This is a genomic window from Streptomyces sp. NPDC050423, from assembly GCF_040655445.1.
In the GTDB taxonomy this organism is placed as follows: Bacteria; Actinomycetota; Actinomycetes; order Streptomycetales; family Streptomycetaceae; genus Streptomyces.
Genome location: NZ_JBFAJY010000013.1, coordinates 133284 through 155591 on the forward strand (window position 1 = coordinate 133284; position 22308 = coordinate 155591).

At 70.3% G+C, this 22308-nt stretch carries 20 protein-coding genes and 1 pseudogene; 14 read left to right on the top strand and 7 right to left on the bottom strand.

Going from position 1 to position 22308, the window contains the following annotated elements:
* The first annotated feature begins 17 nt into the window (after positions 1-17).
* From AB0I52_RS12765 to AB0I52_RS12825, 13 genes are all read left to right on the top strand, one after another.
* On the top strand, positions 18-1145 hold the full coding sequence (locus tag AB0I52_RS12765; protein ID WP_363071725.1) for an ABC transporter substrate-binding protein: 1128 nt from the start codon (positions 18-20) through the stop codon (positions 1143-1145).
* A gap of 40 nt (positions 1146-1185) precedes the next feature.
* Positions 1186-2016, top strand: coding sequence for an ABC transporter ATP-binding protein (locus tag AB0I52_RS12770; protein WP_363071727.1), 831 nt, complete (start codon positions 1186-1188; stop codon positions 2014-2016).
* An 11-nt stretch (positions 2017-2027) separates the two neighbouring features.
* Positions 2028-2915, top strand: coding sequence for an ABC transporter permease (locus AB0I52_RS12775; RefSeq protein WP_363071729.1), 888 nt, complete (start codon positions 2028-2030; stop codon positions 2913-2915).
* Complete coding sequence (locus AB0I52_RS12780; protein WP_363071731.1) at positions 2912-3676, top strand: SDR family oxidoreductase; 765 nt, start codon at positions 2912-2914, stop codon at positions 3674-3676. Before AB0I52_RS12775 ends, AB0I52_RS12780 begins: the two co-directional genes overlap by 4 nt.
* A gap of 89 nt (positions 3677-3765) precedes the next feature.
* Complete coding sequence (locus AB0I52_RS12785; protein WP_363071733.1) at positions 3766-5127, top strand: M20/M25/M40 family metallo-hydrolase; 1362 nt, start codon at positions 3766-3768, stop codon at positions 5125-5127.
* The gene (locus AB0I52_RS12790; protein WP_363071735.1) at positions 5124-6383 is read left to right on the top strand and encodes an Ohr family peroxiredoxin; all 1260 of its coding nucleotides are present in this window, start codon (positions 5124-5126) and stop codon (positions 6381-6383) included. Before AB0I52_RS12785 ends, AB0I52_RS12790 begins: the two co-directional genes overlap by 4 nt.
* A gap of 76 nt (positions 6384-6459) precedes the next feature.
* On the top strand, positions 6460-7281 hold the full coding sequence (locus tag AB0I52_RS12795; RefSeq protein WP_363071737.1) for an IclR family transcriptional regulator: 822 nt from the start codon (positions 6460-6462) through the stop codon (positions 7279-7281).
* Entirely contained in the window at positions 7278-8525 is a 1248-nt protein-coding gene (locus AB0I52_RS12800) for a CoA transferase (protein WP_363071739.1), read from the top strand. The genes AB0I52_RS12795 and AB0I52_RS12800 overlap by 4 nt, the downstream gene beginning before the upstream one ends.
* Before the next feature lie 73 nt (positions 8526-8598).
* On the top strand, positions 8599-9483 hold the full coding sequence (locus AB0I52_RS12805) for a cyclase family protein (protein WP_363071741.1): 885 nt from the start codon (positions 8599-8601) through the stop codon (positions 9481-9483).
* Entirely contained in the window at positions 9476-10915 is a 1440-nt protein-coding gene (locus AB0I52_RS12810; RefSeq protein ID WP_363071743.1) for an MmgE/PrpD family protein, read from the top strand. Before AB0I52_RS12805 ends, AB0I52_RS12810 begins: the two co-directional genes overlap by 8 nt.
* Entirely contained in the window at positions 10912-12378 is a 1467-nt protein-coding gene (locus AB0I52_RS12815; RefSeq protein WP_363071745.1) for a dihydroorotase family protein, read from the top strand. The genes AB0I52_RS12810 and AB0I52_RS12815 overlap by 4 nt, the downstream gene beginning before the upstream one ends.
* A gap of 132 nt (positions 12379-12510) precedes the next feature.
* On the top strand, positions 12511-13344 hold the full coding sequence (locus AB0I52_RS12820) for a CoA ester lyase (RefSeq protein WP_363071747.1): 834 nt from the start codon (positions 12511-12513) through the stop codon (positions 13342-13344).
* 134 nt (positions 13345-13478) lie between these two features.
* Complete coding sequence (locus AB0I52_RS12825) at positions 13479-13913, top strand: sec-independent translocase (RefSeq protein WP_363071749.1); 435 nt, start codon at positions 13479-13481, stop codon at positions 13911-13913.
* A 22-nt stretch (positions 13914-13935) separates the two neighbouring features.
* On the opposite strand, the gene AB0I52_RS12830 is transcribed toward AB0I52_RS12825, so the two are convergent.
* The 5 genes and pseudogenes from AB0I52_RS12830 to tatA form a co-directional block, all read right to left on the bottom strand.
* Positions 13936-15285, bottom strand: coding sequence for an NAD(P)/FAD-dependent oxidoreductase (locus AB0I52_RS12830; protein WP_363071750.1), 1350 nt, complete (start codon positions 15283-15285; stop codon positions 13936-13938).
* Between the two features lie 144 nt (positions 15286-15429).
* Positions 15430-16171, bottom strand: a pseudogene (locus AB0I52_RS12835) (transposase); the annotation flags it as partial.
* Between the two features lie 177 nt (positions 16172-16348).
* Positions 16349-17134: a hypothetical protein gene (locus AB0I52_RS12840; RefSeq protein WP_363071752.1), complete on the bottom strand. Its 786-nt coding sequence runs from the start codon at positions 17132-17134 to the stop codon at positions 16349-16351.
* Between the two features lie 59 nt (positions 17135-17193).
* Positions 17194-17772 carry a TerD family protein gene (locus AB0I52_RS12845; RefSeq protein ID WP_363071754.1) on the bottom strand — a complete coding sequence of 193 codons (579 nt, stop codon included), beginning with the start codon at positions 17770-17772 and terminating at the stop codon, positions 17194-17196.
* 228 nt (positions 17773-18000) lie between these two features.
* The gene (tatA, locus tag AB0I52_RS12850) at positions 18001-18282 is read right to left on the bottom strand and encodes a Sec-independent protein translocase subunit TatA (protein ID WP_363071756.1); all 282 of its coding nucleotides are present in this window, start codon (positions 18280-18282) and stop codon (positions 18001-18003) included.
* 147 nt (positions 18283-18429) lie between these two features.
* Here tatA and AB0I52_RS12855 point away from each other — a divergent pair, with 147 nt between their 5' ends.
* Complete coding sequence (locus tag AB0I52_RS12855) at positions 18430-19941, top strand: LCP family protein (RefSeq protein ID WP_363071758.1); 1512 nt, start codon at positions 18430-18432, stop codon at positions 19939-19941.
* A gap of 317 nt (positions 19942-20258) precedes the next feature.
* Here the strand turns inward: AB0I52_RS12855 and AB0I52_RS12860 are convergent, their stop codons facing one another.
* A complete protein-coding gene (locus AB0I52_RS12860) occupies positions 20259-20615 on the bottom strand; it encodes a metalloregulator ArsR/SmtB family transcription factor (protein WP_363071760.1) in 357 nt (118 codons plus the stop codon).
* 81 nt (positions 20616-20696) lie between these two features.
* Positions 20697-22088 carry a dihydropyrimidinase gene (gene hydA / locus AB0I52_RS12865; RefSeq protein ID WP_363071762.1) on the bottom strand — a complete coding sequence of 464 codons (1392 nt, stop codon included), beginning with the start codon at positions 22086-22088 and terminating at the stop codon, positions 20697-20699.
* Between the last annotated feature and the right edge of the window lie 220 nt (positions 22089-22308).

Consider the following 22308-nt stretch of genomic DNA (forward strand, 5'->3'; position numbering starts at 1 on the left):
CAGAAGTGGTAACGACCATGAAGCACTCCCAGAGGATCGGCGCGGCCGCCGTGACGCTCTCCGCCATGACCGTCCTCGCCGCCTGCGGCGGCGCAACCTCCTCGGACTCTTCCGCCGGCTCCGGCTCGGGGAAGAAGACCTCGACCATCCAGCTCGCCATCGCCTCCGCCGTCATCGGGCCGAAGGAGGAGGTCGCCACCTACTCGGTCGCCGAGAAGCAGGGCTTCCTGGCCGAGGAGAACCTCAACGTCAAGACGATCAACACGGACGGCTCGGTGGCCGCTGTCCAGGCGGTCGCCTCCGGCAGCGCCGACATCACACCCGCCGACGCGAGCGCCATCCTGGCCGCCCGGGAGAAGGGTGTCCCCGTCGTCGCGATCGGCGGACTCGTACAGAACTGGCCGTGGCGCATCGCGACCCTCCCGGACAGCAAGATCAAGAGCGCGCAGGACCTCAAGGGCAAGAAGATCGGCGTCATCAGCCTTGCGTCCGGCTCAGCGCCGTACGCCCGTGCCTTCGCCGAGGACGCCGGCCTGAACGCCGAGAAGGACGTCGACCTGCTCCCCGTCGGTGTCGGGAGCCAGGCGCTCTCCGCACTGGAGAGCGGCAAGGTGGACGCGCTGGCCCTGTACACGCAGGCGTACACCACGCTGGAACTGAGCGGCAAGCAGTTCAACTACCTGGAGAACGGCGAACGGTTCGACGGAATCCGCTCGCTGACCTACGCGGTGCGCGAGGACACCCTGAAGAACAAGAAGGACGAACTCACCCGCTTCCTGCGGGCCTCGTACAAGGGGATGCTCTTCTCCGCCGCCAACCCCGAGGCCGCGATGCGGGACGGCTACAGCGTCTTCCCCGCGATCCTCTCGGGAAAGAAGGCCGACGACCGGATCGGGAACGACACCCGGATCCTCGAAGCCTGGGTGAAGACCGCCGTGCCGGCCGAGGGGCAGCCGGAGTCCTTCAAGAACTGGGGCGCGATCAGCGACGAGGCCTGGACCAAGACGGCCGACTACATGAAGGCCTCCGGGACCATCACCAAGGACCCCGACATCAAGGCCCTGTGGGACAGCAGCCTCCTCAAGGGCGCCAATGACTTCGACGGCGCAGCCGTGATCAGCAAGGCCAAGAGCGCCACCAAGTAGCCGGCGGCGACGCCAGGAGCAGGAAAGCAAGGAGGCCACCATGGCCGTGAAGACCCTCGGGCGCCGCCGGAACCCGGCAGCCGTCGCGGAAGCGGACGAGAGCAGCTGGATCGAACTGGGCGGTCTGAACAAGATCTACCGCCCCCGCAAGTCCGAACCCACCCACGCACTGTCCGACATCGACCTCAAGGTCAGGCGCGGTGAGTTCATCTCCGTGGTCGGCCCCTCGGGCTGCGGCAAGACGACCCTGCTGAAGATCCTCGCCGGGCTCATCCCCAGGACCGGGGGCACCGTCCGGGTGGCCGGACGCGATGTCGACGGACCGCTGCCCGAGGTCGGCATGGTCTTCCAGGCGGCCACCCTCCTGCCCTGGCGCACCATCCTGCAGAACGTGATGGTCCCGGTCGAGATCCAGCGTCTCGACCGGGCCGCCTACCGCGAACGGGCCGGACAACTGCTGGAGATGGTCGGGCTCAGCGGATTCGAGGACAAGTACCCGGACGAACTCAGCGGCGGCATGCAGCAGCGGGCCGGCATCTGCCGCGCCCTGGTCCACGATCCGGCGGTCCTGCTGATGGACGAGCCGTTCGGCGCGCTCGACGCCATGACCCGCGAGTACATGAACGTCGAACTCCTGCGGATCTGGCGGGAGAGCGGCAAGACGGTCGTGCTCGTCACCCACTCCATTCCCGAGGCGGTGTTCCTCTCCGACCGGGTGGTGGTCCTCAGCCCCCGGCCCGGCCGGATCGCGGAGGTCATCGACATCGACATCGAACGCCCGCGCGACCTCGGCGTCATGGCCTCCGACCGGGCCGGCGTCTACGTCGAGCGGATCCGCCACTACTTCAACGCCCAAGGCGTGATCGACTGATGAGGCCGCTCATGACGAAGACCCAGGAAGGCCCGGACAACGGCGACGCCGGGACGGAACCCGCCGGCCAGAACGGCCCGGCGGCCGTCCCCGAGACGCCCGGCAAACCCCGGCGTCGGCGCGACCTGCGGGACCATCCCGAGTGGATCCTGGTCCCCGGAGTCTTCGTGGCCGTCGTGCTCCTGTGGGAGTACCTGATCCCGGCTCTCGGGGTCGACGAGTACGTGCTGCCCCGGCCCAGCCAGATCGCCGAGGCACTGGTCACCCAGTTGTCCGACGCGATGTTCTGGACGCATGTGAAGGTCACCATGATGGAGTCGCTGTTCGGCTTCGTGCTGGGAGTCTGTGCCGCGCTCGTGCTCGGCACGGCCATCTCCCAGGTCAGGCTGGTCGAGAAGACCCTGATGCCGTACATCGTGGCCTTCCAGACCGTGCCGAAGGTGGCCCTCGCGCCGCTGTTCGTGGTCTGGTTCGGCTTCGACATGACCAGCAAGGTCGTGATGGCCGCGGTCATCTCGTTCTTCCCCGTGCTGGTCAACGTGGTCGAGGGGCTGCGCTCGGCGGACGCCGACCGGGTGCAGATGATGACCGTCTTCGGGGCGAGCAAGTTCGACGTGTTCCGGAAGGTCCGGCTGCCCAGCGCCCTGCCGTTCATCTTCGCCGGCCTCGACATCGGCATCGTGTTCGCGATCCTCGGGGCGGTCGTCGGAGAGTTCATCGGAGCCAAGGAGGGCCTGGGGTACCTGCTGCTCCAGACCAACTACAACTTCGACATCGCCGGGATGTTCGCGGTCCTGGTCGTCCTGTCGGTGCTCGGTCTGATCGCGCACTTCATCATCCGGCTCGCCCAGAAGAGGTTCGCGTTCTGGGCCGAGGACAACACGGTGATCGGCGCATGAGCGCCCCGGAGAACGACCCCGTGCGCTTCGACGGCAGGGTGGCCCTGGTGACCGGGGCCGCCCGCGGGATCGGCGCCGCCATCGCCGCCCGCCTGGCCGCGCTCGGCGCCACGGTCGCGGCCGCCGACATCGTCCCCCCCGAGGAGTGGGAGGAGGCCCTGCCCGCCGGTGACGGGCACACCCGCCATCATCTCGACATCACCTCCGTGCGGTCCTGCCGGAACACGGTCGAGGAGGCCGTCGCGGCCCACGGCCGTCTGGACCATCTCGTCAACAACGCCGGGATCGTCAGCAGGGGACCGGCCGCCACCATGCGGGAAGAGGATTTCGTCCGGGTCATCGACGTCAACCTCACCGGCACCTTCCGGATGTCACAGGCCGCCTACCCCGCACTGCGCGCCGCCGGTGCGGCCAGCATCGTCAACATCGGCTCCACCAACGGCCACATCGCGGTGCTCGACACCCTCGGATACTGCGTCAGCAAGGCCGGCGTCATGCACATGGCCCGGGTCCTGGCCCTGGAGTGGGCCCGCGACAACATCCGGGTGAACGCCGTCGGCCCCACCATCGTCCCGACCGCCATGACCCAGGACGTACGGGCGAACGGCGACTACATGGCGGAAAAGCTGGCGAGTATCCCGCTCGGCCGGATGGCCGGACCGCTCGACGTCGCCCTCACCGTCACCCATCTCCTCAGTCCCGCAGCCGCCATGACAACCGGTCAGACGATCTTCGTGGACGGCGGAGTCGTCATGCGCTGACCCAACGGTCCGCACCCCGCCGACCCGCAATCCCCGGCAGCCCCGCGTCCCCGCCGGCCGCCCGCATCCCCGGAATTGGAGCATCGCCCATGCCCGAGATCGACCTCGACGCCGCCCTCAGAGCCGTCGACGAGCACTTCGACACCTTCGTCACCGAACTCCAAGAGCTCAGCCGTCTGCGCAGCAGGCGCCAGGAGCCCGAACAGATGGCCGCCACGGCGGAGTTCCTCAAGGAATCCGTGGAACGCTGGGGAGGCACCGCCGAGGTCGTCCCGTGGGAGAAGTCGCATCCCTACGTCATCGCCGAGATCGGCGGGGGCGAGCAGCGCCTCCTCCACTTCAACCACTACGACGTCGAGGTGGAGCCCACCGGCGACGAATCCGAGTGGATCAGTCCGCCGTACGCGGCCGAGATTCACGACGGCCGGCTCTACGCCCGGGGTGTCGCCGACGACAAGGGCGCCCTCATGTCACGGGTGCACGCCGCGGCCGCCTGGCGGCTCTCCGGCCAGGAGCCCCCGGTCACCAGCCGGTACATCATGGAGGGGAAGCAGTGGCTGCACAGTCCCGGCCTCGGCTCCTTCGTCGGGGCGTACGCGGACCGGCTCGCCGCCGACGCCGCGCTGTGGGAGAACTCCTGGTGCGACGGTGAGGGCAGGCCGCTGCTGAAGCTCGGCGAGAAGGGCGTCCTCTACCTGCGGCTCACCTCCACCACCCTCAGCCGTGAGCTGACCAGCCAGAACACCGCGCTGCTGCCGTCCGCCACCGCTCGGCTCGTCGGCGCGCTGGCCGCACTCGTCAACCCCGACGGCACCCCCGCCGTCAAGGGCTTCGCGGACGGTGCCCGAGTGCCCACCGACGCCGAGCTCGCCCTGCTGGGGACGATGCCGTTCGACGGCGCGTTCCTGAAGGGCCGGGCCGGGGTCGACGCCTTCCGGGGCGGCCTGAGCGACTCCGAGGCCGCCGTCGCCATCCGTACCGTCCCGACGTTCACCATCGCCGGCATCGAGGGCGGCAACAACGCCGACGACGTCACACTCGGCATTCCCGCCACCGCCACCGCCAAGGTCGAGATCCGGCTCGTCCCCGGCCAGGACCCCGAGCGGGTCCTGGAAGCCGTCCGCGCCCACCTCACCGCGGCGGGTTTCGAGGACGTGGTCCTCGATGTGATGGCCTCCAGCTCCCCGCACCGCACCGACCACACCGATCCGTTCGTGGGCCTCGTCGCCGAGACCGCCCGCGCCGTCTACGACGCCGAGCCCCTGATCGAGCCGTACACCCAGTGGATCGGCAACCAGGGCGTCCTGGCCCACCTGCCCATCGTCGGCGTGGGCGTCTCCAGGGCCGACGCCGGTATCGACGGCCCCAACGAGCACATCCGCCTGGAGGACTACCGCATGGGCATCAAGCACGTGGTCGCGATCATGGCCGCGATGGCGGTGACGGAATGAGCGCCCACGCCACCCATCTGAGGGGCACCGCCCACCGGGGATACCTCGAACTGCCGTGGGGTCAGGTCCACTACCGCCGCTCCGGCGACACCACCGGACCCGCCCTGGTCGTCGTCCACCAGTCACCGCTCTCCTCGGCCACCTACGAACCGGCCATGGCCGCGCTCGGCGCGCACGGCCTCAACACCGTCGCCATCGACATCCCCGGCTTCGGGATGTCGGACGCCGCACCGGCCCCGTGGTCCATTCCCGAGTACGCCGCGGCCCTGTGGCAGATCACCGACGCCCTCGGGCTCGACAGGATCCACCTCCTCGGCCAGCACACCGGCGCGATCATCTGCGCCGAGGCCACGCGCCTGCGGCGCGACCGGGTACTGAGCCTGGTCTTCCAGGGCATCCCGCTCTACAGCGACGAGGAGCGGGCCGAGAAGGCCGCCGGCTACGCGCCCGGCTACCTCCCCGCCCTCGACGGCAGCCACCTCCAGGTCGCCTGGAACCGGGTCCGGTGGCTCTATCCGACCATCTCCGCCGAGTCGTGCAGCCGCCAGATCGCCGAATACCTCAGCGTCGGCCCGGACTACGGCGTCGCCTACCGCGCCGTCTTCGCCCACCGGACCGACACCGACGCCCTCAAGGGCGTGCCGACCCTGCTGCTGCACGGAAGCGAGGATGTCCTCGACCGGATGAACGACGTCGTCACGGCGGCGTTCCCGGACGCCCCGCTGGTCCGTGTCGAGGGCGGCACCGACTTCGTCGCCGAGGAACGGCCGCAGGAGTTCGCGGACGCCGTGGCCGCCCACGTACTGGCCCACGCGGCCACCGCCGAGCCGTCGTTCAAGCCGGTCTTCACCGCCGTCGTGGACGTGTCCGGGGGCCGCGCGGGACGCGCACGCTCCCGTACCGGTTCGCTGGACCTGGCCCTGACCCGGCCTGCCGAGCGCGCCGGGGGCGACACCGGCACCGACCCGGAGGAACTGTTCGCCGCGGGGTACGCGGCCTGCTTCGGCGGCGCGTTGGGCGTGGCCGAGCGCCGTCGGCGCGTCACCGCAGGACCGGTCACCGTCACCGCGTCCGTCACCCTCGGCACCGTCCCGGGCGGGGCGTACGCGATCGCGGTCCGGCTGACCGTCACGGCGCCCGAATGCCCGCAGGAGACGTTGGAGGAGCTGGTGGCCCTGACCCACACCATCTGCCCCTACTCCAACGCCGTTAGAGGCAATATCGAGGTCATCACGGAGGTCGCCGGCGGTTCCTGACACCGCCGGGCTCTCCACCCGCCGTGACCACCCACGCCGGCCCCGCGGACGGGGCGGCCGACCGACCGAGGATCCCATGACCGTCATCGATGACACCGAAGAGCACACCAGCCGCAGCCGTTCCGGGATCGCCCGAGCGCTCGCGGTGATCGACGCCGTGGCACGTGCCCCGCACGCGCAGGGTGTCTCGGTGATCGCACGGGAGACAGAGCTGCCGAAGGCAGTGGCCCACCGCATCCTGCGCGAACTCGTGGCCGGGAACTTCCTCGCCTTCGAGGAGGACACCAAGGCCTACCGGATGGGCCCCGGCGCCCTCACCATCGGGCTCGCCGCGATGCGCGAACTCGACATCCCCACCATCGCCCACCGCCATCTGATCGCCCTGTCCGAGCGCACCGGCCAGACCACGACCCTCTCGCTGCGCCAGGGCTGGTCCCGGGTGTACGTCGACCAGATCCTCTCCCGCCAGGAGATCCGGATGTCGGTGGCGCTCGGCACCAGCCACCCGCTGCACGCCGGTTCCTCCTCGAAGGCCATCCTCGCCGCGCTCCCCGACTCCGAGGTGGAGGACTACATCGACCACCACCGTCTGGACGGTGTCACCGTCGCCACCATCACCTCCGCCGCGACGCTGCGCGAGGAGATCGCCGTCATCCGCGCCACCGGCTACGCGGTCAGCGTGGGGGAACGGCAGGTGGAGGCCGCCAGCGTCGCCGCCGCCCTGCACGGGCCGATCGGCCAGGTCGTGGGGTCGGTCTCGGTGTGCGGGACGAAGGCCATGTTCAGCGAGGCCAGCAGCCGTCAGCTCGGCGAATGGGTCACCTCGGCCGCCGACAACATCTCCGCCGACCTCGGCTCCGTACGGGAGACCGCCGAGGAACGAAAGGACGCACCATGACGACTTCGGCACAGGCCGGCCCGGCGCGGGAGGCCCCGGACTCCGGACAGGGCCCCCTGCGGGGCATCCGCGTCATCGACGCCTCCACCATCCTGGCCGGGCCGCTGTGCGCCCAGCTGCTCGGCGACTTCGGCGCCGACGTGATCAAGATCGAGCACCCGGTCGCCGGGGACGGGATGCGCGGCCACGGCGAGTCCAAGGACGGCATACCGCTGTGGTGGAAGGAGATATCGCGCAACAAGCGCACCGTCGGCCTCAGCCTCTCCGATCCGGACGGGGCCGCCCTCTTCCGCCGCCTGGTGGCGGACGCCGATGTCGTCGTGGAGAACTTCCGCCCCGGCACCCTGGAGCGATGGGGCCTCGGCCCCGAGGTCCTGCACGGGATCAACCCGGGCCTGGTGCTCGTCCGCGTCACGGGCTTCGGACAGACCGGCCCCTACGCCTCCCGAGCCGGATTCGGCACCCTCGCCGAGGCGATGAGCGGCTTCGCCCATCTGACCGGCGAACCCGACGGCCCGCCCACGCTCCCGGCGTTCGGCCTCGCCGACACCATCTGCGGGATCGCCGCCTCGTCCGCCGTCACCATGGCCCTCTACCACCGGGAACGGGACCCGGACCACCGCGGCCAGGTCATCGACATGAACCTGATCGAACCCATCATGGCCGCCGTCGGGCCGTCCCCGACGGTCTACGACCAGCTCGGCGCCGTGGCGCAACGGCACGGCAACCGCTCCACCAACAACTCCCCGCGCAACACCTACCGCACCCACGACGGCCACTGGGTGGCCGTCTCCACCAGCGCCCAGCGGATCGCCGAACGCGTCCTGGAACTCGTCGGCCATCCAGAGGTCGTCCAGGAGGAGTGGTTCGCCACCGGGGGCGGCCGGGCCGCCCACGCCGATCTGCTCGACGGCCTCGTCGGCGGCTGGATCGCCGAACGCACCCGCGAGAAGGTCATCGCCGAGTTCACCGAGGCCGGCGCCGCTGTGGCACCCGTCTACGACGCGCGGGACCTCGTCGAGGACCCCCACATCCGGGCCACCGAGATGCTCACCACCGTGGAGGACGAGGACTTCGGCCCGCTCCTCATGCACAACGTCATGTGGCGGATGTCCGGCACACCGGGAGCGATCCGCTTCACCGGACGCGCGCTCGGCGCCGACACCGAACACGTACTCACCGGCGAACTGGGCGTCGGCCCCGAGGAACTGGCGGCCCTGCGGGAGCGCAAGGTCGTCTCCTGACCGAGGCGGTGGCCACGGCCCCGCCGCGCCGGCAGCAGCACACAGCACCACAGAGACAGAGACGGGACGCACCATGAACAAGACTGCATCGATCATCCAGCCGGCGCCCACCGGAAGGCGGGATCCGCTCCTGGCAGCGGTACGCGAGGGAGTACGCGTCCTCGACCTCGGCCGCCGGCTCCACATCGGTATGCCCCAGTCACCCAACCACCCCGCCTACTGGCACACCCTGCCGCGCCGCCACGGCGACCGGGTACGCGCGGACGGCGGTTCGGCCGCCAACGACATGCTCGTCATGGGCACCCATGTCGGCACCCACATCGACGCCCTCGCCCATGTCTCCCACAACGGGAAGCTGTACGGCGGAGCCGACGCCCGGACCGCCGGGATCGGCGGCGTCTACCCCGACCACGGGGTGCACACCATCGCCCCGATGGTGCGCCGGGGTGTCCTGCTCGATGTGCCCGCAGCGCTCGGCACCGAGGTCTGCGAGCCGGGCCAGGAGATCACGGTCGCCGATCTGGAGGCCGCCGAACGCCTTCAGGGCACCCCCGTGGAGCGCGGTGACGTCGTGCTCGTCCGCAGCGGCTGGGGGCGCCGGTTCGACGGCCCGGACCGCGAGGACTTCATCGGCAACGACTCCGGCGTCCCCGGCGTCGGCGAGGCCGGGGCACAGTGGCTCGCCGCACGCGGGGTGCACGCGGCGGGCGCCGACTCCATCGCCTTCGAACGGCTGGCGCCGGGAGCCGGTCACGCCAGCCTGCCCGCGCACCGCGTCCTCCTGGTGGAGTCCGGCATCTACATCATCGAGACCCTCGACCTGGAGGAGATCGCGGCCCGGCAGGTCCACGAGTTCACCTTCGTGCTGTCGCCGCTGCCGCTGTTCGGTGCCACCGGGTCCCCCGTGCGCCCGCTGGCCGTGGTGAGCGACCCGTCGGCGGGTGACGGCCGTGGCTGAGCCCACCCTCGCCCGGCACCTCGCCGAGTTCGCCGCCGAGACCTCGTACGAGGCCCTTCCGCGCGAGGTCGACGACAGCGTCCGCAAACGGGTCGTCGACGTCCTCGGTCTCTGTGTGGCCGCCCACCGGCTGCCCACCTCCGCCGCGATCGTCGAGCACGTCCTCGAACAGGGCGGACGGCCGACGGCGACGGTCGTGGGCGGCGGCGGCACACGGGTGCCGGCCCCGCTCGCCGCTCTCGCCAACGGCGTGCTCGCGCATTCCCTCGACTACGACGACACCCATCTGCCGTCCGTCCTGCACCCCAGCGCCTCCGTCGTCCCCGCCGCGCTCGCCGCCGCCGAGGCCACCGGCGCGGACGGCCGCCACACCATCCGGGCCATCGCGGTGGGCCTGGAGGTGTGCGTACGGCTCGGCATGGCCGGCTACGACCGCGACTCCGGGAACTCCACCTTCTTCGAGCACGGGCAGCACGCCACCTCGATCTGCGGTGCGCTCGGCGGCGCCGTCGCCGCCGGGCTGCTCCTCGGCCTCACCACGGACGGCCTCGTGGACGTCCTCGGCATCACGGCCTCCATGGCGGGCGGCATCATCGAGGCGAACCGCACCGGTGGCACCGTGAAGCGGCTGCACTGCGGTCTGGCCGCGCAGTCCGCCGTCACCGCCGCCCAGCTGGTGCGCCGCGGCTTCACCGGACCGCCCACCGTCCTGGAGGGGCGCTTCGGGTTCTTCGAGGCGTTCCTGCACGGCGTCTACGACCCCACGGCCATCACCGACGGCCTCGGCACCGAGTGGGCCGTGCCCGGCATCTTCTTCAAGCCGTACCCGGCCAACCACTTCACCCACACTGCGGCCGACGCCGCCATGGCGCTGCGCGAGCAGGGCCTGGACCCGGCTCGCGTGGAGCGTCTCGTGCTCGGCGTGCCGGCGCCGGTGGTCCGCACGATCGGCCAGCCGATCGACCGCAAGCGCGCCCCCGAGACGGGCTATCAGGCCCAGTTCTCCGGCCCCTACATGGTGGCCGCCGGGCTTCTCGGCGGGGGGCGCGGACTCGGCCTCGGGCTGGACGACTTCTCCGACGAACTCGCCCGCGACCCCGCCCGCCGGGAACTGATGGCCAAGGTCGAGGTCGTCGCCGACGACTTGGCCACCGGTATCTTCCCCGAGCAGTTCCCCGCGGTGCTCACCGCCCATGACACCGACGGCCGCGTCTGGCGGCAGGAGGTGCTCAGCAACCGGGGCGGCCCCGACCGCCCGCTTTCGGACGCCGAACTCGCCCTGAAGTTCCGCGACAACACCGCCGGCCGGCTGTCCGGCTCCGCCATCACTCTCGTGATGGACCGGGGCCTGAACCTCGCCGGACTCGACCGTATCCAAGATCTGCTCAGCCCCCTGGCCGAGCTGAAGACAGTGGCAGGAGGCCAATCATGACCGAGTACGACCTCGTAGTGAGGAACGTCCGGGTCGTCACCGACGAACAGGACGAGCCGCGGGTGGCGGACATCGCCGTCCTGAACGGGAAGATCGTCGAAGTCGCCCCCGGAATCGACGTCACCGGCGCCGCCGAGGTGGTCGACGGCGGGGGGAAGCTGGCCTTCCCCGGTGTCGTCGACGCCCACCAGCACTGGGGCATCTACAACCCGCTCGACCAGGACGCCGCGAGCGAGAGCCGCGCCTGTGCGCAGGGCGGTGTCACCTCGGCGCTGAGCTACATGCGCACCGGGCAGTACTACCTCAACAAGGGCGGCACATACGCCGACTTCTTCCCCGAGGTGCTGGAACTGTCCGAGGGCCGCGCCCATGTGGACTACGCCTACCACCTCGCCCCGATGTCCAAGGGCCACATCGCCGAGATCCCGGCCCTGGTCCGTGACCACGGTGTCACCTCGTTCAAGGTGTTCATGTTCTACGGCAGCCACGGACTGCACGGCCGCTCGGCCGACCAGAGCTCCTTCCTCATGACACCCGAGGGCGAGCGTTACGACTACGCCCACTTCGAGTTCGTGATGCGCGGTATCCAGGCCGCCCGTGAGCAGTTCCCCGACATCGCCGACCAGATCTCGCTGTCCCTGCACTGCGAGACCGCCGAGATCATGACGGCGTACACCAAGCTGGTGGAGGAGGCCGGCGAGCTGACCGGTCTGGCCGCCTACAGCGCCTCCCGCCCGCAGCACTCCGAGGGGCTGGCCGTCTCCATCGCGTCCTACCTCGCCCACGAGACCGGCCTGCCCACCATCAACCTGCTGCACCTGTCCTCCCGCAAGGCGGTCGACGCGGCGGTACGCATGGGCAGGGCGTTCCCCCACATCGACTTCCGCCGCGAGGTCACCGTCGGCCACCTGCTGGCCGACATCGACACCGCACACGGCCTCGGCGGCAAGGTGAACCCGCCGCTGCGTCCCCGCGAGGACGTCGAGGCCCTGTGGGAGTACGTCCTGGACGGCACGGTGGACTGGGTCGTCTCCGACCACGCCTGCTGCCGCGAGGAGCTGAAGTTCGGCGAGCCCGCGGACGACATCTTCCTTGCCAAGTCCGGCTTCGGCGGCGCCGAGTACCTACTGCCCGGCATGATCACCGAGGGCACCCGGCGCGGCCTGCCACTGGGCCGGATCGCCGCTCTCACGGCATGGAACCCGGCCCAGCGCTACGGCCTTCCCACCAAGGGCCGGATCGCCGTCGGCCTCGACGCCGATATCGCGCTGGTCGACCCGGACGGCAGCTGGACCGTCCGTGCGGCCGACTCGGAATCCACCCAGGAGTACACCCCCTTCGAGGGCTTCGAGCTGACGGCCCGGGTCACCGACACCTTCCTGCGCGGAAACCGGATCATGGCCGACGGCAAGGTCGGTGACAAGGCGGTCGGCTCCTATCTGCACCGGCCGACCGGCAGCTGAGCGACGCGGCACGGCAGCCAGCGCATCGCGGTGGGGGTGGGGGCGGGCCCCCACCCCCACCCCCACCGCGTGCCACTCCGGTCGGGCTCAGCGGCCGGTTCCATTCGAGCGGGACAGAGAGGCAGACGGCGCATGAGATCCGCCCTGTACGTACCGGGCGACCGCCCGGACATGCTGGCGAAGGCCCTCGACAGGGGGGCCGACGCGGTGATCGTGGACCTGGAGGACGGCGTCGCCCCCGGCTCCAAGGAGTACGCGCGGGCCACGGCCTCGGCATGGCTGGAGGGCATCGCACCGGCCGTCCGGCGCGCGGGCCCGGAGATCTGGGTGCGGGTCAACCCCGGCCGGGAGGCGGTCGCCGACGCCCGCGGGGTGGCCCTGCCGGCCGTCAACGGTCTGATGGTGGCCAAGACCGAACGGGTCGGTGATCTCGTCGCCGTGGCCGACGCGCTGTCCGCGGCCCCGTGGATCGCGCTGTGCCCGCTCCTGGAGAGCGCGGCCGCCCTGCTGTCCGCCCCGCTGATCGCGCACGGGCCGCGGGTGACCCGCATGCAGCTGGGCGAGGCCGATCTGTGCGCCGACACCGGGATCGAACCCGGGCCGGACCAGAGGGAGTTGCTGTGGCCCAGGACACAGCTCGTGCTGGCCTGCGCGGCCGCCCGGCTGGCCCCGCCGCTCGGCCCGGTCAGCACCGACTTCCGCGACCTCGACGCCCTGCGCCGGTCCACCACCGCGCTCAAACGCCTGGGATTCGGCGGCCGCAGCTGCATCCATCCCGGTCAGGTCCCGGTCGTCAACGACGTCTTCACCCCGGCCGCCGCCGAACTGGAGCGGGCCCACGCGCTGATCGAACGGTTCGAGGGGGCGGGCTCGGGGGTGGCCGTGGACGACTCGGGCCGCATGATCGACGAGGCGGTGGTACGCGGCGCCCGCCGCGTCCTGGCCGCGGGCCCGGACGGCAGGTAACCGTCGGCCCCGGACCCAACGTGCGCCGACCCCTATCACTTCTTCACTTGCGCAATCTATAGAGTATTGGAGACCGAAGCGAGAAGCCGACGGCGCACAGGGCACCGGGGCGGTGAGGGTCGAGGAGTGGCACCGTGTTCTCTGATGTGGGCCCGCTGGAAGTCGTCACACTGGCCGTCCTCGCGGTACTCCTCTTCGGACCGGACAAGCTGCCGGGGCTCATTCAGAACGTGTCGGCGTTCATCCGGAAGTACCGGGAGTTCTCCGAGAACGCGCAACAGGAGATCCGGTCCGAACTCGGCCCGGAGTTCAAGGACTTCGACTTCGAGGACCTGAATCCCAGGACGTTCGTGCGCAAACACGTCCTGGACGGCGACGGCCTGGGGCTCGACGAGATCCGCGATGCCCTCGACCCGAGGCAGGAGCTGACGGAGGTCGCGAACGCGGTACGCGGCGCGGCCGACGACGCGGCGGAGCCCGCCGCACACCGGACGGCGAGCCCCGTTTCCCTCGGGAAGGACGCCCCGGCGTCTGCGGAGCGGCCCTCGTTCGATCACGACGCCACCTGATCTTGGCGTTTGACTCCGCGGGTCACTCGGCCTGCTGGTCTTCCGCCGTTGTGTATGCCCGAGTCAGTACAGCCAGGGAGACCGGTGAGCCGAGGATCCGTTCGGCCGCGCGGTGCCCTGACTGCAGCGCCCCGTCGACGCAGGCCGGGGCGGCTCCCCAGGTTGCTTCTCCCGCGAAGTGGACAACGCCGTCAACCGGGCCCGCCAGCGCTTCGTGATCCTCGTGGGAGGAGCCGACGGCGATGTAGGAGTACGAGCCGAGGGCGAGCGGGTCCATGCCCCAGCGCGTGATCCAGTGGGCGGCGGGCTCGGGAACGCGGTCGCCGTAGATGTTGCGCAGGGGCCTGAGCACCGACGCGACCACCTCTTCGTCGGTCATCTGCTCGATTTCCCGGCCCCAAGCACCGCCGGCGAAGGTGAGCAGCATCGGCTTGCCGCTCACCGCGGAGATGTCGTACCAGGAGTGCCAGGGGACGCCGGCCTGGCCGTGCTGCCGGATCACGGAGACGCCGTCTTGCCAGAACCGGTCCGGAAACTGCAGGAAGACCTTGTTGAACACGCCCATTCCCAGCCGGTCGATCGGTCCCGCGACGGCCTCGGGCAGGGCGGGCGTGAACCGGATCGCCCCGGCTTTGAGCACGCCCAACGGCACCGTGACAATCACCTGGGCGGCCTGGAAGGACTCCTCGCGCGTGTCGACCCGCACTCCCGCAGCCGACCTGGTGATGGCGGTCACGGCGGTTCCGAGGCGCACGTCGAGCCCTTCGCTCAGCCTCCGGGGGATCTCGTCGTAGCCACCGGGGAAGACCACTTCGTCACCGTCGATGGTGTCCTCGTCGAGTCCGTGAGCGGCGACCTGCTCGACCTCCGCACCGCACTGCTCCTCGGTGCGATGGCGATAGAACGCGCGGACCCGCTCGACTCGCCCGGGTTCCCAGCCGGTCGTGGCAAGGGCCCGCTCGGCCGCGGCGGCGTAACTCTCGTCGTGGCCCATCGACGCGGCAGCCAGTTGCACAAGGCCGTCCGCCGCGTCGACGTCGACGGTCCACTCTCGGGCCTCGTCATCGCCCAGCAGGCACGAAGACTCGTCATAGTTGGCGATCGGCCGACCACCGGCCTGAAAACTCCCCACCGTGAACTCGTAGGTGTCGATCCCGAGCGCGGAAACGAGTTCGGCGAGCGGGTTGTTGGTGACACCGTGAATCCACGAGGCGCCACGATCGACGCAGAACCCCGCCGTCCGGTCCGTCCACATCCGCCCACCAACGCGGTCTCGCGCCTCGATCACGACGACACGCTGCCCTGCAGCGCGAAGCAGGCGTGCCGCGGTGAGGCCGGCGATTCCCGCGCCGACGACGATCGTGTCCATCATCTTCGCTGTTCTCCATGGTATTGACGGCGTGTGCAGCGGATTCTCCGCAATCGTCATGATCCAACCGGCTGGACACCATTAGGTCAATGCTGTTGGCATAAGCAGTGGATCGACAGCGGAGTCGGGATCACGTCAGCGAGTTGGTCGGTGCGTGTTCATCGAACCGGGCGGGCATCCTGGCCCAGGCCTGTACGGTCTCGGTGCGGGTGCCGGGCAGGCTGCTGTCACGCGGATGTTGCGAAGCCCCCGGCGGACGCGGGCGGGGGTGAGGCGCCGGGGTTCGGCCACCTGTCGTTCCCAGGGACGGCGCAGGTCCTCGGCGAGAGGCCGGGCGAGGCTGAGCTGGGTGTGGGCGGCGATGACGAGCCAGGTCCACAGGTAGGCGGCGTCGGCACGGCGAACCTTGGGGGCCGTCCAGCCGAGGGTCTGCTTCATCAGCCTGAAAGTGTGCTCGAGATCGAATCTGCGGAGGAACGACTGCCACCAGCGGTCCACGTCCGCGGGTGTGGCGTCCGTAGACGTGGCAGAACAGCCGGTCCTCACTGGTGGGGGCATCGGGGCGGAGCCAGTTGCTCACGTCCACGGCCAAGACGATCCGTCCATCTGCCGCCCTGGGCAGCGGCAGTGAGGCCAGTGCGCGGCGCCACCGTGTCGGCTCCAGCCAGACCCGGTCCAGCGCCGAGTGCAGGGCACCGTGCCCGCGCCGGTGCTCGACCGCCAGTGACAGCTCGACCAGGGTCTTCACCGGCCCGTCCGAGCACAGCACCGCGTCCGTGAGCTCGAAGAGCGCATCCGGGCGAGTGTAGAGACTTTCGCAGAGCTGGACCCGAAAGCGGGACAACACGTCCAACGCCGCGCCTGCAGACGCGGCGACCGGGAGACTCATGGGCGGCGGCCGTTCCCTCGTACTTCGTGACTCGACATCTCGAAGCATGGAGAACGGCCGCCTCCGCTGTCCCGGGAAGAACCGCAGATCAGCAGGTCGAGCGACCTGCGCACTCAAACGCCGAGCTGAGTCCACGGCCGCGGCAGGTGCCGCCGCGTCCCCCCGGGTGCCGGCGGGCTACTCGGCCCCGGAGGAGCCGGGTCCGGCGAAGTCCGGGCTGCTGAAGTCCGGGCTCGCGTAGCCGGGGGCGGTGAAGCCCCGGTCCGACGAGCTGGGCGGGCGGTCACGCGCGGTGTCGGCCGCCCCGGGCAACGCGGGGCGTGCGGGCGGTCGACTGCCTTCCCCTGCCAGCGATTCGCGTACCCCGCGGTGCAGAAACGGCACCATCCCCCGCTCCAGCAGGGCTCGTTGCCATCGCTCGCGCTCCCGCTCCACCTCGGGGCGCTCGTCACCGGAGTGGGCGTCGTAGGAGGTGGAACGGTTGCGCGAAGCCGCCACGATCATCGCGATGATGCCGGCCAGCGCGGCCGCCGCCGCCACGAGCGCGGCCGTCCACCCGGCGGTCACCAGCCCGTCCGCGAGATGGGGCTGCGCGCCGCTCAGGCGCAGGCCGTACCCGAGCAGCAGGAAGAGGGCGGAGGCCACGGCCACCACGCTGGGCATGAGCACCACCAGCGCGGTCATCAGCCCGCCCCGGAAATCCGACGAGCTCCCGGGGCTCGGCCGGACGCCGCCGGAGGTGTCCGTCCGGCCGAGCCCCCGCAAGAGGCCGCGGTACTCGGCGTCCGCGACGGCTGCGATCTCGGCGCTCGCCGCCAGCGCGCGGGTACGCAGCTGTTCGGCGTTCACGGCCCCGTCCGCGCGGCTCAGCGCCTCTCGGACCGACGGGGAGTTCAGTGCCTGATCCAGCACGCGCTCGAAGTGGATCCGGTCGCTCGGCCGCACCTGGCCAGGCCCGTTCATGCGTGTCCCCCGGTGAGATCGATACCCAGGACTGTCGTCAGCCTTGCCGCGCAAGGGAGTCAGCCGATGTTCACGCCGTAGTCGGTGGCGATCCCGGCCAGGCCCGACGCGTACCCCTGGCCGATGGCACGGAACTTCCACTCACCGCCCCTTCGGTAGAGGGCGCCGAAGACCATGGCGGTCTCCCCGGCAGCGTCGTAGGAGAGTTCGTAGCGGCACATCTCGCGGCCGGTCAGGTTGTCCACGACCCGGATGAACGCCTCGCTGACCTGGCCGAAGTTCTGGCCGCGCGTCTCCGCGTCGTGAATGGACACGGCGAAGACGATCTGCACGGTCTTCTCGTCGAGGCCGTCGAGGTCGACGAGGATCTGCTCGTCGTCGCCGTCCCCGTCGCCGGTGAGGTTGTCCCCCGTGTGCCGCACCGCGCCGTCGGGGCTGGTGAGGTTGTTGTAGAAGACGAAGTGCTCGTCGGAGACGACCTTCAGGTCCGGCCCGCAGACGATCGCCGACGCGTCGAGGTCGAAGTCCGTGCCACCGACCGGCCGGGCGTCCCAGCCCAGGCCGATGGAGACATCCGCGAGCGGGGTGCCGTCCTGGTTGAGGACGACGTTCTGACCCTTGGCGAGGCTGACGCCCATGTGTGCTGCTTCTCCTGGGTGAGGTGAGGTGGGCCGGGCCTGCCGTGGGCCGCTCCGGCGTGACGCGCTCATTGTAGTTCAGAGCTTGCGCAACTATTGAAGCGTTGTCATGGACTCGCATGGCGCGACGGACCCCGCGCCCGCGGCGCCCCGCACACCGGCCACCGTATCCGCCGGGTACAGGGCGAGCGCCACCGGAGGCCCCCGCACCGGCCTCCGGACGGAGACTCAGCGGGGAGCCGCGTCGCCCTCCGGGACCGGGCGTGCCGAGGCGGCGTCACCGGGGGCGGCCCGGATCGTCCGCGCCTGCGCCTCTTCGGCCGGGGCGGACTCCGGGGCGGCCGCCGGCGGCGGGGAGTCCTCCTTCATCGCCTTCGCCTCGCTCTTGAGGATGCGCATCGACTTCCCCAGCCCGCGGGCGGCGTCCGGCAGCTTCTTCGACCCGAACAGCACGATGAGCACGATCGCCGCGATCAGCAGATGCCAGGGTTCCAGTCCGTTGCGGAGCATGCGTCAACTCACCCATTCCCTCGCTCGTTCCGGTGCGCGCCTCGGTGACCGCACCCGTCTCTAAGATTGCTAGATTGCGCAACTGTACAACCTTGGGGCGGGGTCAGTCGTCTCCTCTGGATGAACCGGATGAATGAGAGCGCACACATGACAGGCAGCCACAAGACGGCACCGGTGCGCCGCGACGGCGCTCGGGCGGCCGCCCGCGGCCGACGGCGCAAGCGCGGCCGGGTACGGCTCGTGCTCGGGATATCCCTGTCGCTGCTCGTGCTCGTGACCGCGGGGGCCGGCTGGGCCTATTTCAAGCTCAGCGGCAACATCGACACCTTCGGTGCCGACGGGATCTCCGACGACCGGCCCGCGGCCACCTCGAAGGGCCAGAACGTCCTGGTCATCGGTTCGGACGCGCGGACCGACGGCAACAGCGAACTGGGCGGCGGGGACAAGGGCGACATCGGCCGCTCCGACACGGCGTTCGTGCTGCACGTGTACGCAGACGGCAAGCACGCCGTCGGCGTGTCCATTCCCCGCGACACCCTCGTCGACATCCCCCGCTGCAAACTGCCCGACGGCAGTTGGAGCCGGCCCGAGTCCCATGTCATGTTCAACTCGGCCTACTCCGTCGGCCAGACCGCCAAGGGCAATCCCGCCTGCACCCAGAACACCGTGGAGGCGCTCACCGGTCTGCGCGTCGACCACACCGTCGTCGTCGACTTCAAGGGCTTCTCCGAGCTGACGGAGGTGGTCGACGGCGTCCAGGTGTGCCTGCCGCAGGACGTGTACGAGAAGGACATCAACCCCAACCGGGCCACCCGCGGCAAACGGATCCTCGCCAAGGGGGAACAGACCGTCTCCGGCCGGGCGGCCCTGGACTACGTACGTCTGCGGCACGGGATCGGGGACGGGTCCGACATAGGCCGCATCAAACGCCAGCAGGCCTTCGTCGCCAGCCTGCTGAACAAGGTGAAGAGTGACGGGCTGACCCCGACCAAGCTGCTTCCGCTCGCGAACGCCGCCACCAAGTCCATGACCGTGGACCCCGGCCTCGGGTCGGCCGAGAAACTGATCTCCTTCGTCATGGCCCTGAAGAACATCGACCTGCACAACACCAAGTTCATCACCATCCCCTGGCGGTACGAGGGAGCGCGCGTCGCGATCGTCGAGCCGGACGCCGACGCCCTGTGGGCCGCGCTGAAGGCCGACCGCACCCTCGACGGCCAGGACGCCAGCGGCGAGAAGCCCTCCGGCTCGTCCTCCCCGTCGCCCGGCGCCGACGAGCCGCCTTCCGGCGCGGGCATCGCGGTCGCCGTCTACAACGGCACCACCCACACCGGTCTGGCCTCCCGGGCGGCGGCGGGACTGAAGGCGGCGGACTTCACCGTGACCGGCACCGCGACGGCGAGCAGCCAGGACTACCGCACCACCGTCATCGAGTACGGGCCGGGTCAGAAGGAAGGGGCCAGGACCGTCGCCCGGCTCTTCGCCGCCGCGGAGCTCCGCTCCACCACCGCCGCGGGCATCAACGTGATCCTCGGGCAGTCGTACGCGGACAACCCCACCGCCACCGCCTCCGCCGCACCGACCGCAGTGCCCTCCAAGGTCGCACACGACGCCCGCTCCGCCGACGACGACCTCTGCTCCAAGCTCTCGTACGGCTGATCCCACCGCCCCGCCCCCCTCGCCCCCTCAGGAGAACCCCCGTGCGCGTCATCACCGGAGCCCGGCCGGGGCTCTGAGGAAGACCCGCCGGACGCGGGGTGTGGCGGGGCATCAGGCGTGGAGGGGTGGCCGCCACGCGCGACGCCCCAGACCGCCGGGGCGGCCACCGGTACCGCCAGCCAGCGCCAACGCGGCCCGGAATCCGTCATGTTCAGGCCCTCCCAGGGCAGGACGAGCTCCTCGTCCCCCGGTGGACGGCCGGCGTCCGGGACGGACCCGACGGCCACCGCCGACGACGGCCGTGAGCACCGGCGGCCTCAGGCGAACAGGTCACGGAGCCGACGGGACGGTGCCTGCGCCGCGCGGTCGGCCAACTGTCCGACCATCAGCCGCACCACCGTCACCACGTCGGTGTCGTCGACGAAGTAGACCTGCCGCCGGCCCTCCCGCCGGGAGCGCACGAGACCGGCCAGCTTCAGCTTCGTCAAATGCTGGCTCACCGCGGGCAGTGCGCCGCCCACGCGCTCCGCCAGCCCCGTCACATCGCTCTCGCCCTGCGCGAGCGTCCAGACGATGTGCAACCGCGCGGGTGACGCCAGCATTCCGAACGCGGCGGCCGCTTCCGCCAGTACCTCGGCAGGCGGGTCCCCGAGGTCGCCCGCACCTGCCGTCATCCCCGCTCTCCCGTCTGTGTCACGCTCCCCAACCCGAGCGGTCCAAGTGTATCGAGCCCCCTCGGCACCGGCGATGGCAGACTAATCGGCGTACTGGCCCATACCCCGTGGCAAGTACGCTCCGTGCCCCGCCTCCCCCACATAGGCGCGGTCGTCGATCACCGGAACCCCGCGGGACAACACCGTCTCGACCCTCCCCGTGACGCGCTTGCCCTCGTAGGCCGAGTAGTCGACGTTCATATGATGCGTCTCAGCGGACAGAACCTGCTCGGCCGCCGGATCGTAGATGACGATGTCGGCGTCCGAACCCGGTGCGATCGTGCCCTTCCTCGGATACAGGCCGAACATGCGAGCCGGCGCGGCGCAGGCGATCTCGATCCAGCGGCGGCGGCTGATGTTCCCGTCGACAACACCTTGGTGCAGCAGGTCCATGCGGTTCTCGACGCCCGGCATGCCGTTCGGGATCTTCGAGAAGTCCCCCCGCCCCATCTCCTTCTGCCCCTTGAAACAGAACGGGCAATGATCCGTGGACACCACCTGCAGATCGTTCGTCCGCAACCCACGCCACAGAGCCTCCTGGTGCTCCCTCGGACGCAGAGGCGTGGAACAGACGTACTTGGCACCTTCGAAATCAGGCTCGGCGAGGTTGTCGGTCGACAGGAAGAGGTACTGCGGGCACGTCTCGCCGAACACGGGGAGTCCCTCGTCCCGTGCTCGCGCCAGTTCGGCGACAGCCTCCTGGGCCGAGACATGCACCACGTAGAGAGGAGCGCCCGCCACTTGGCTCAGCTTGATCATTCGATGCGTGGCCTCGGCTTCGAGCAGCGCCTTGCGGACCTCACCGTGGTAGCGCGGGTCCCTCTCCCCGCGGGCCAGCGCCTGCTCCACGAGCACGTCGATCGCGAGGCCGTTCTCCGCGTGCGTCATCACCAGGCCGCCGTTGGAGCCGGCGCGTTGCATGGCTCGCAGGATCTGGCCGTCGTCGGAGAGGAAGACTCCCGGGTAGGCGGTGAAGAGCTTGAACGATGTGACGCCGGCCGAGACTAGGCCGTCCATCTCCCTGAGCGAGGACTCGTTCACATCGGACATGATCATGTGGAACGCGTAGTCGATCGCGCACTTCCCATTGGCCTTTTCATGCCACGCGTCGAGCCCTTCACCCAGGGACCCGCCCTTGGACTGAATCGCGAAGTCGATGATCGTTGTCGTGCCGCCCCACGCCGCGGCCCGGGTGCCGGTCTCGAACGTATCGGAGGCAAACGTGCCGCCGAACGGCATCTCCATATGGGTGTGCCCGTCGACGCCACCCGGAATCACGTACTTCCCGGCAGCGTCGATGACATGGTCCGCCGTCCACCCATGGCTGTCATGAGTGGCCATGGCCACGACCCGACCGCCGTCGATGAGCACATCAACGTGCAACTCGTCGGAGGCCGTGATCACCAGTCCGCCAGTAATGAGAGTGCGTGCCATGGCTTCTGCTCCATTCGCGTCGGATCAACGGCGTTCGCTCATGAACCGTTCCTGCTCGCCCCATGCGCCCCGATGAGGCACATCGGCATGGATCTCGTCGGATGCGGTGATGACGGGGCCGCCGTGGACGACGGTGCGGCTCATGTGCCCCTCCTCACTGCGGCGGAATGGGTCTACGCACGTAGACCGGTGCGTGGTGAAGAACGTAGAAGTGGGTTGC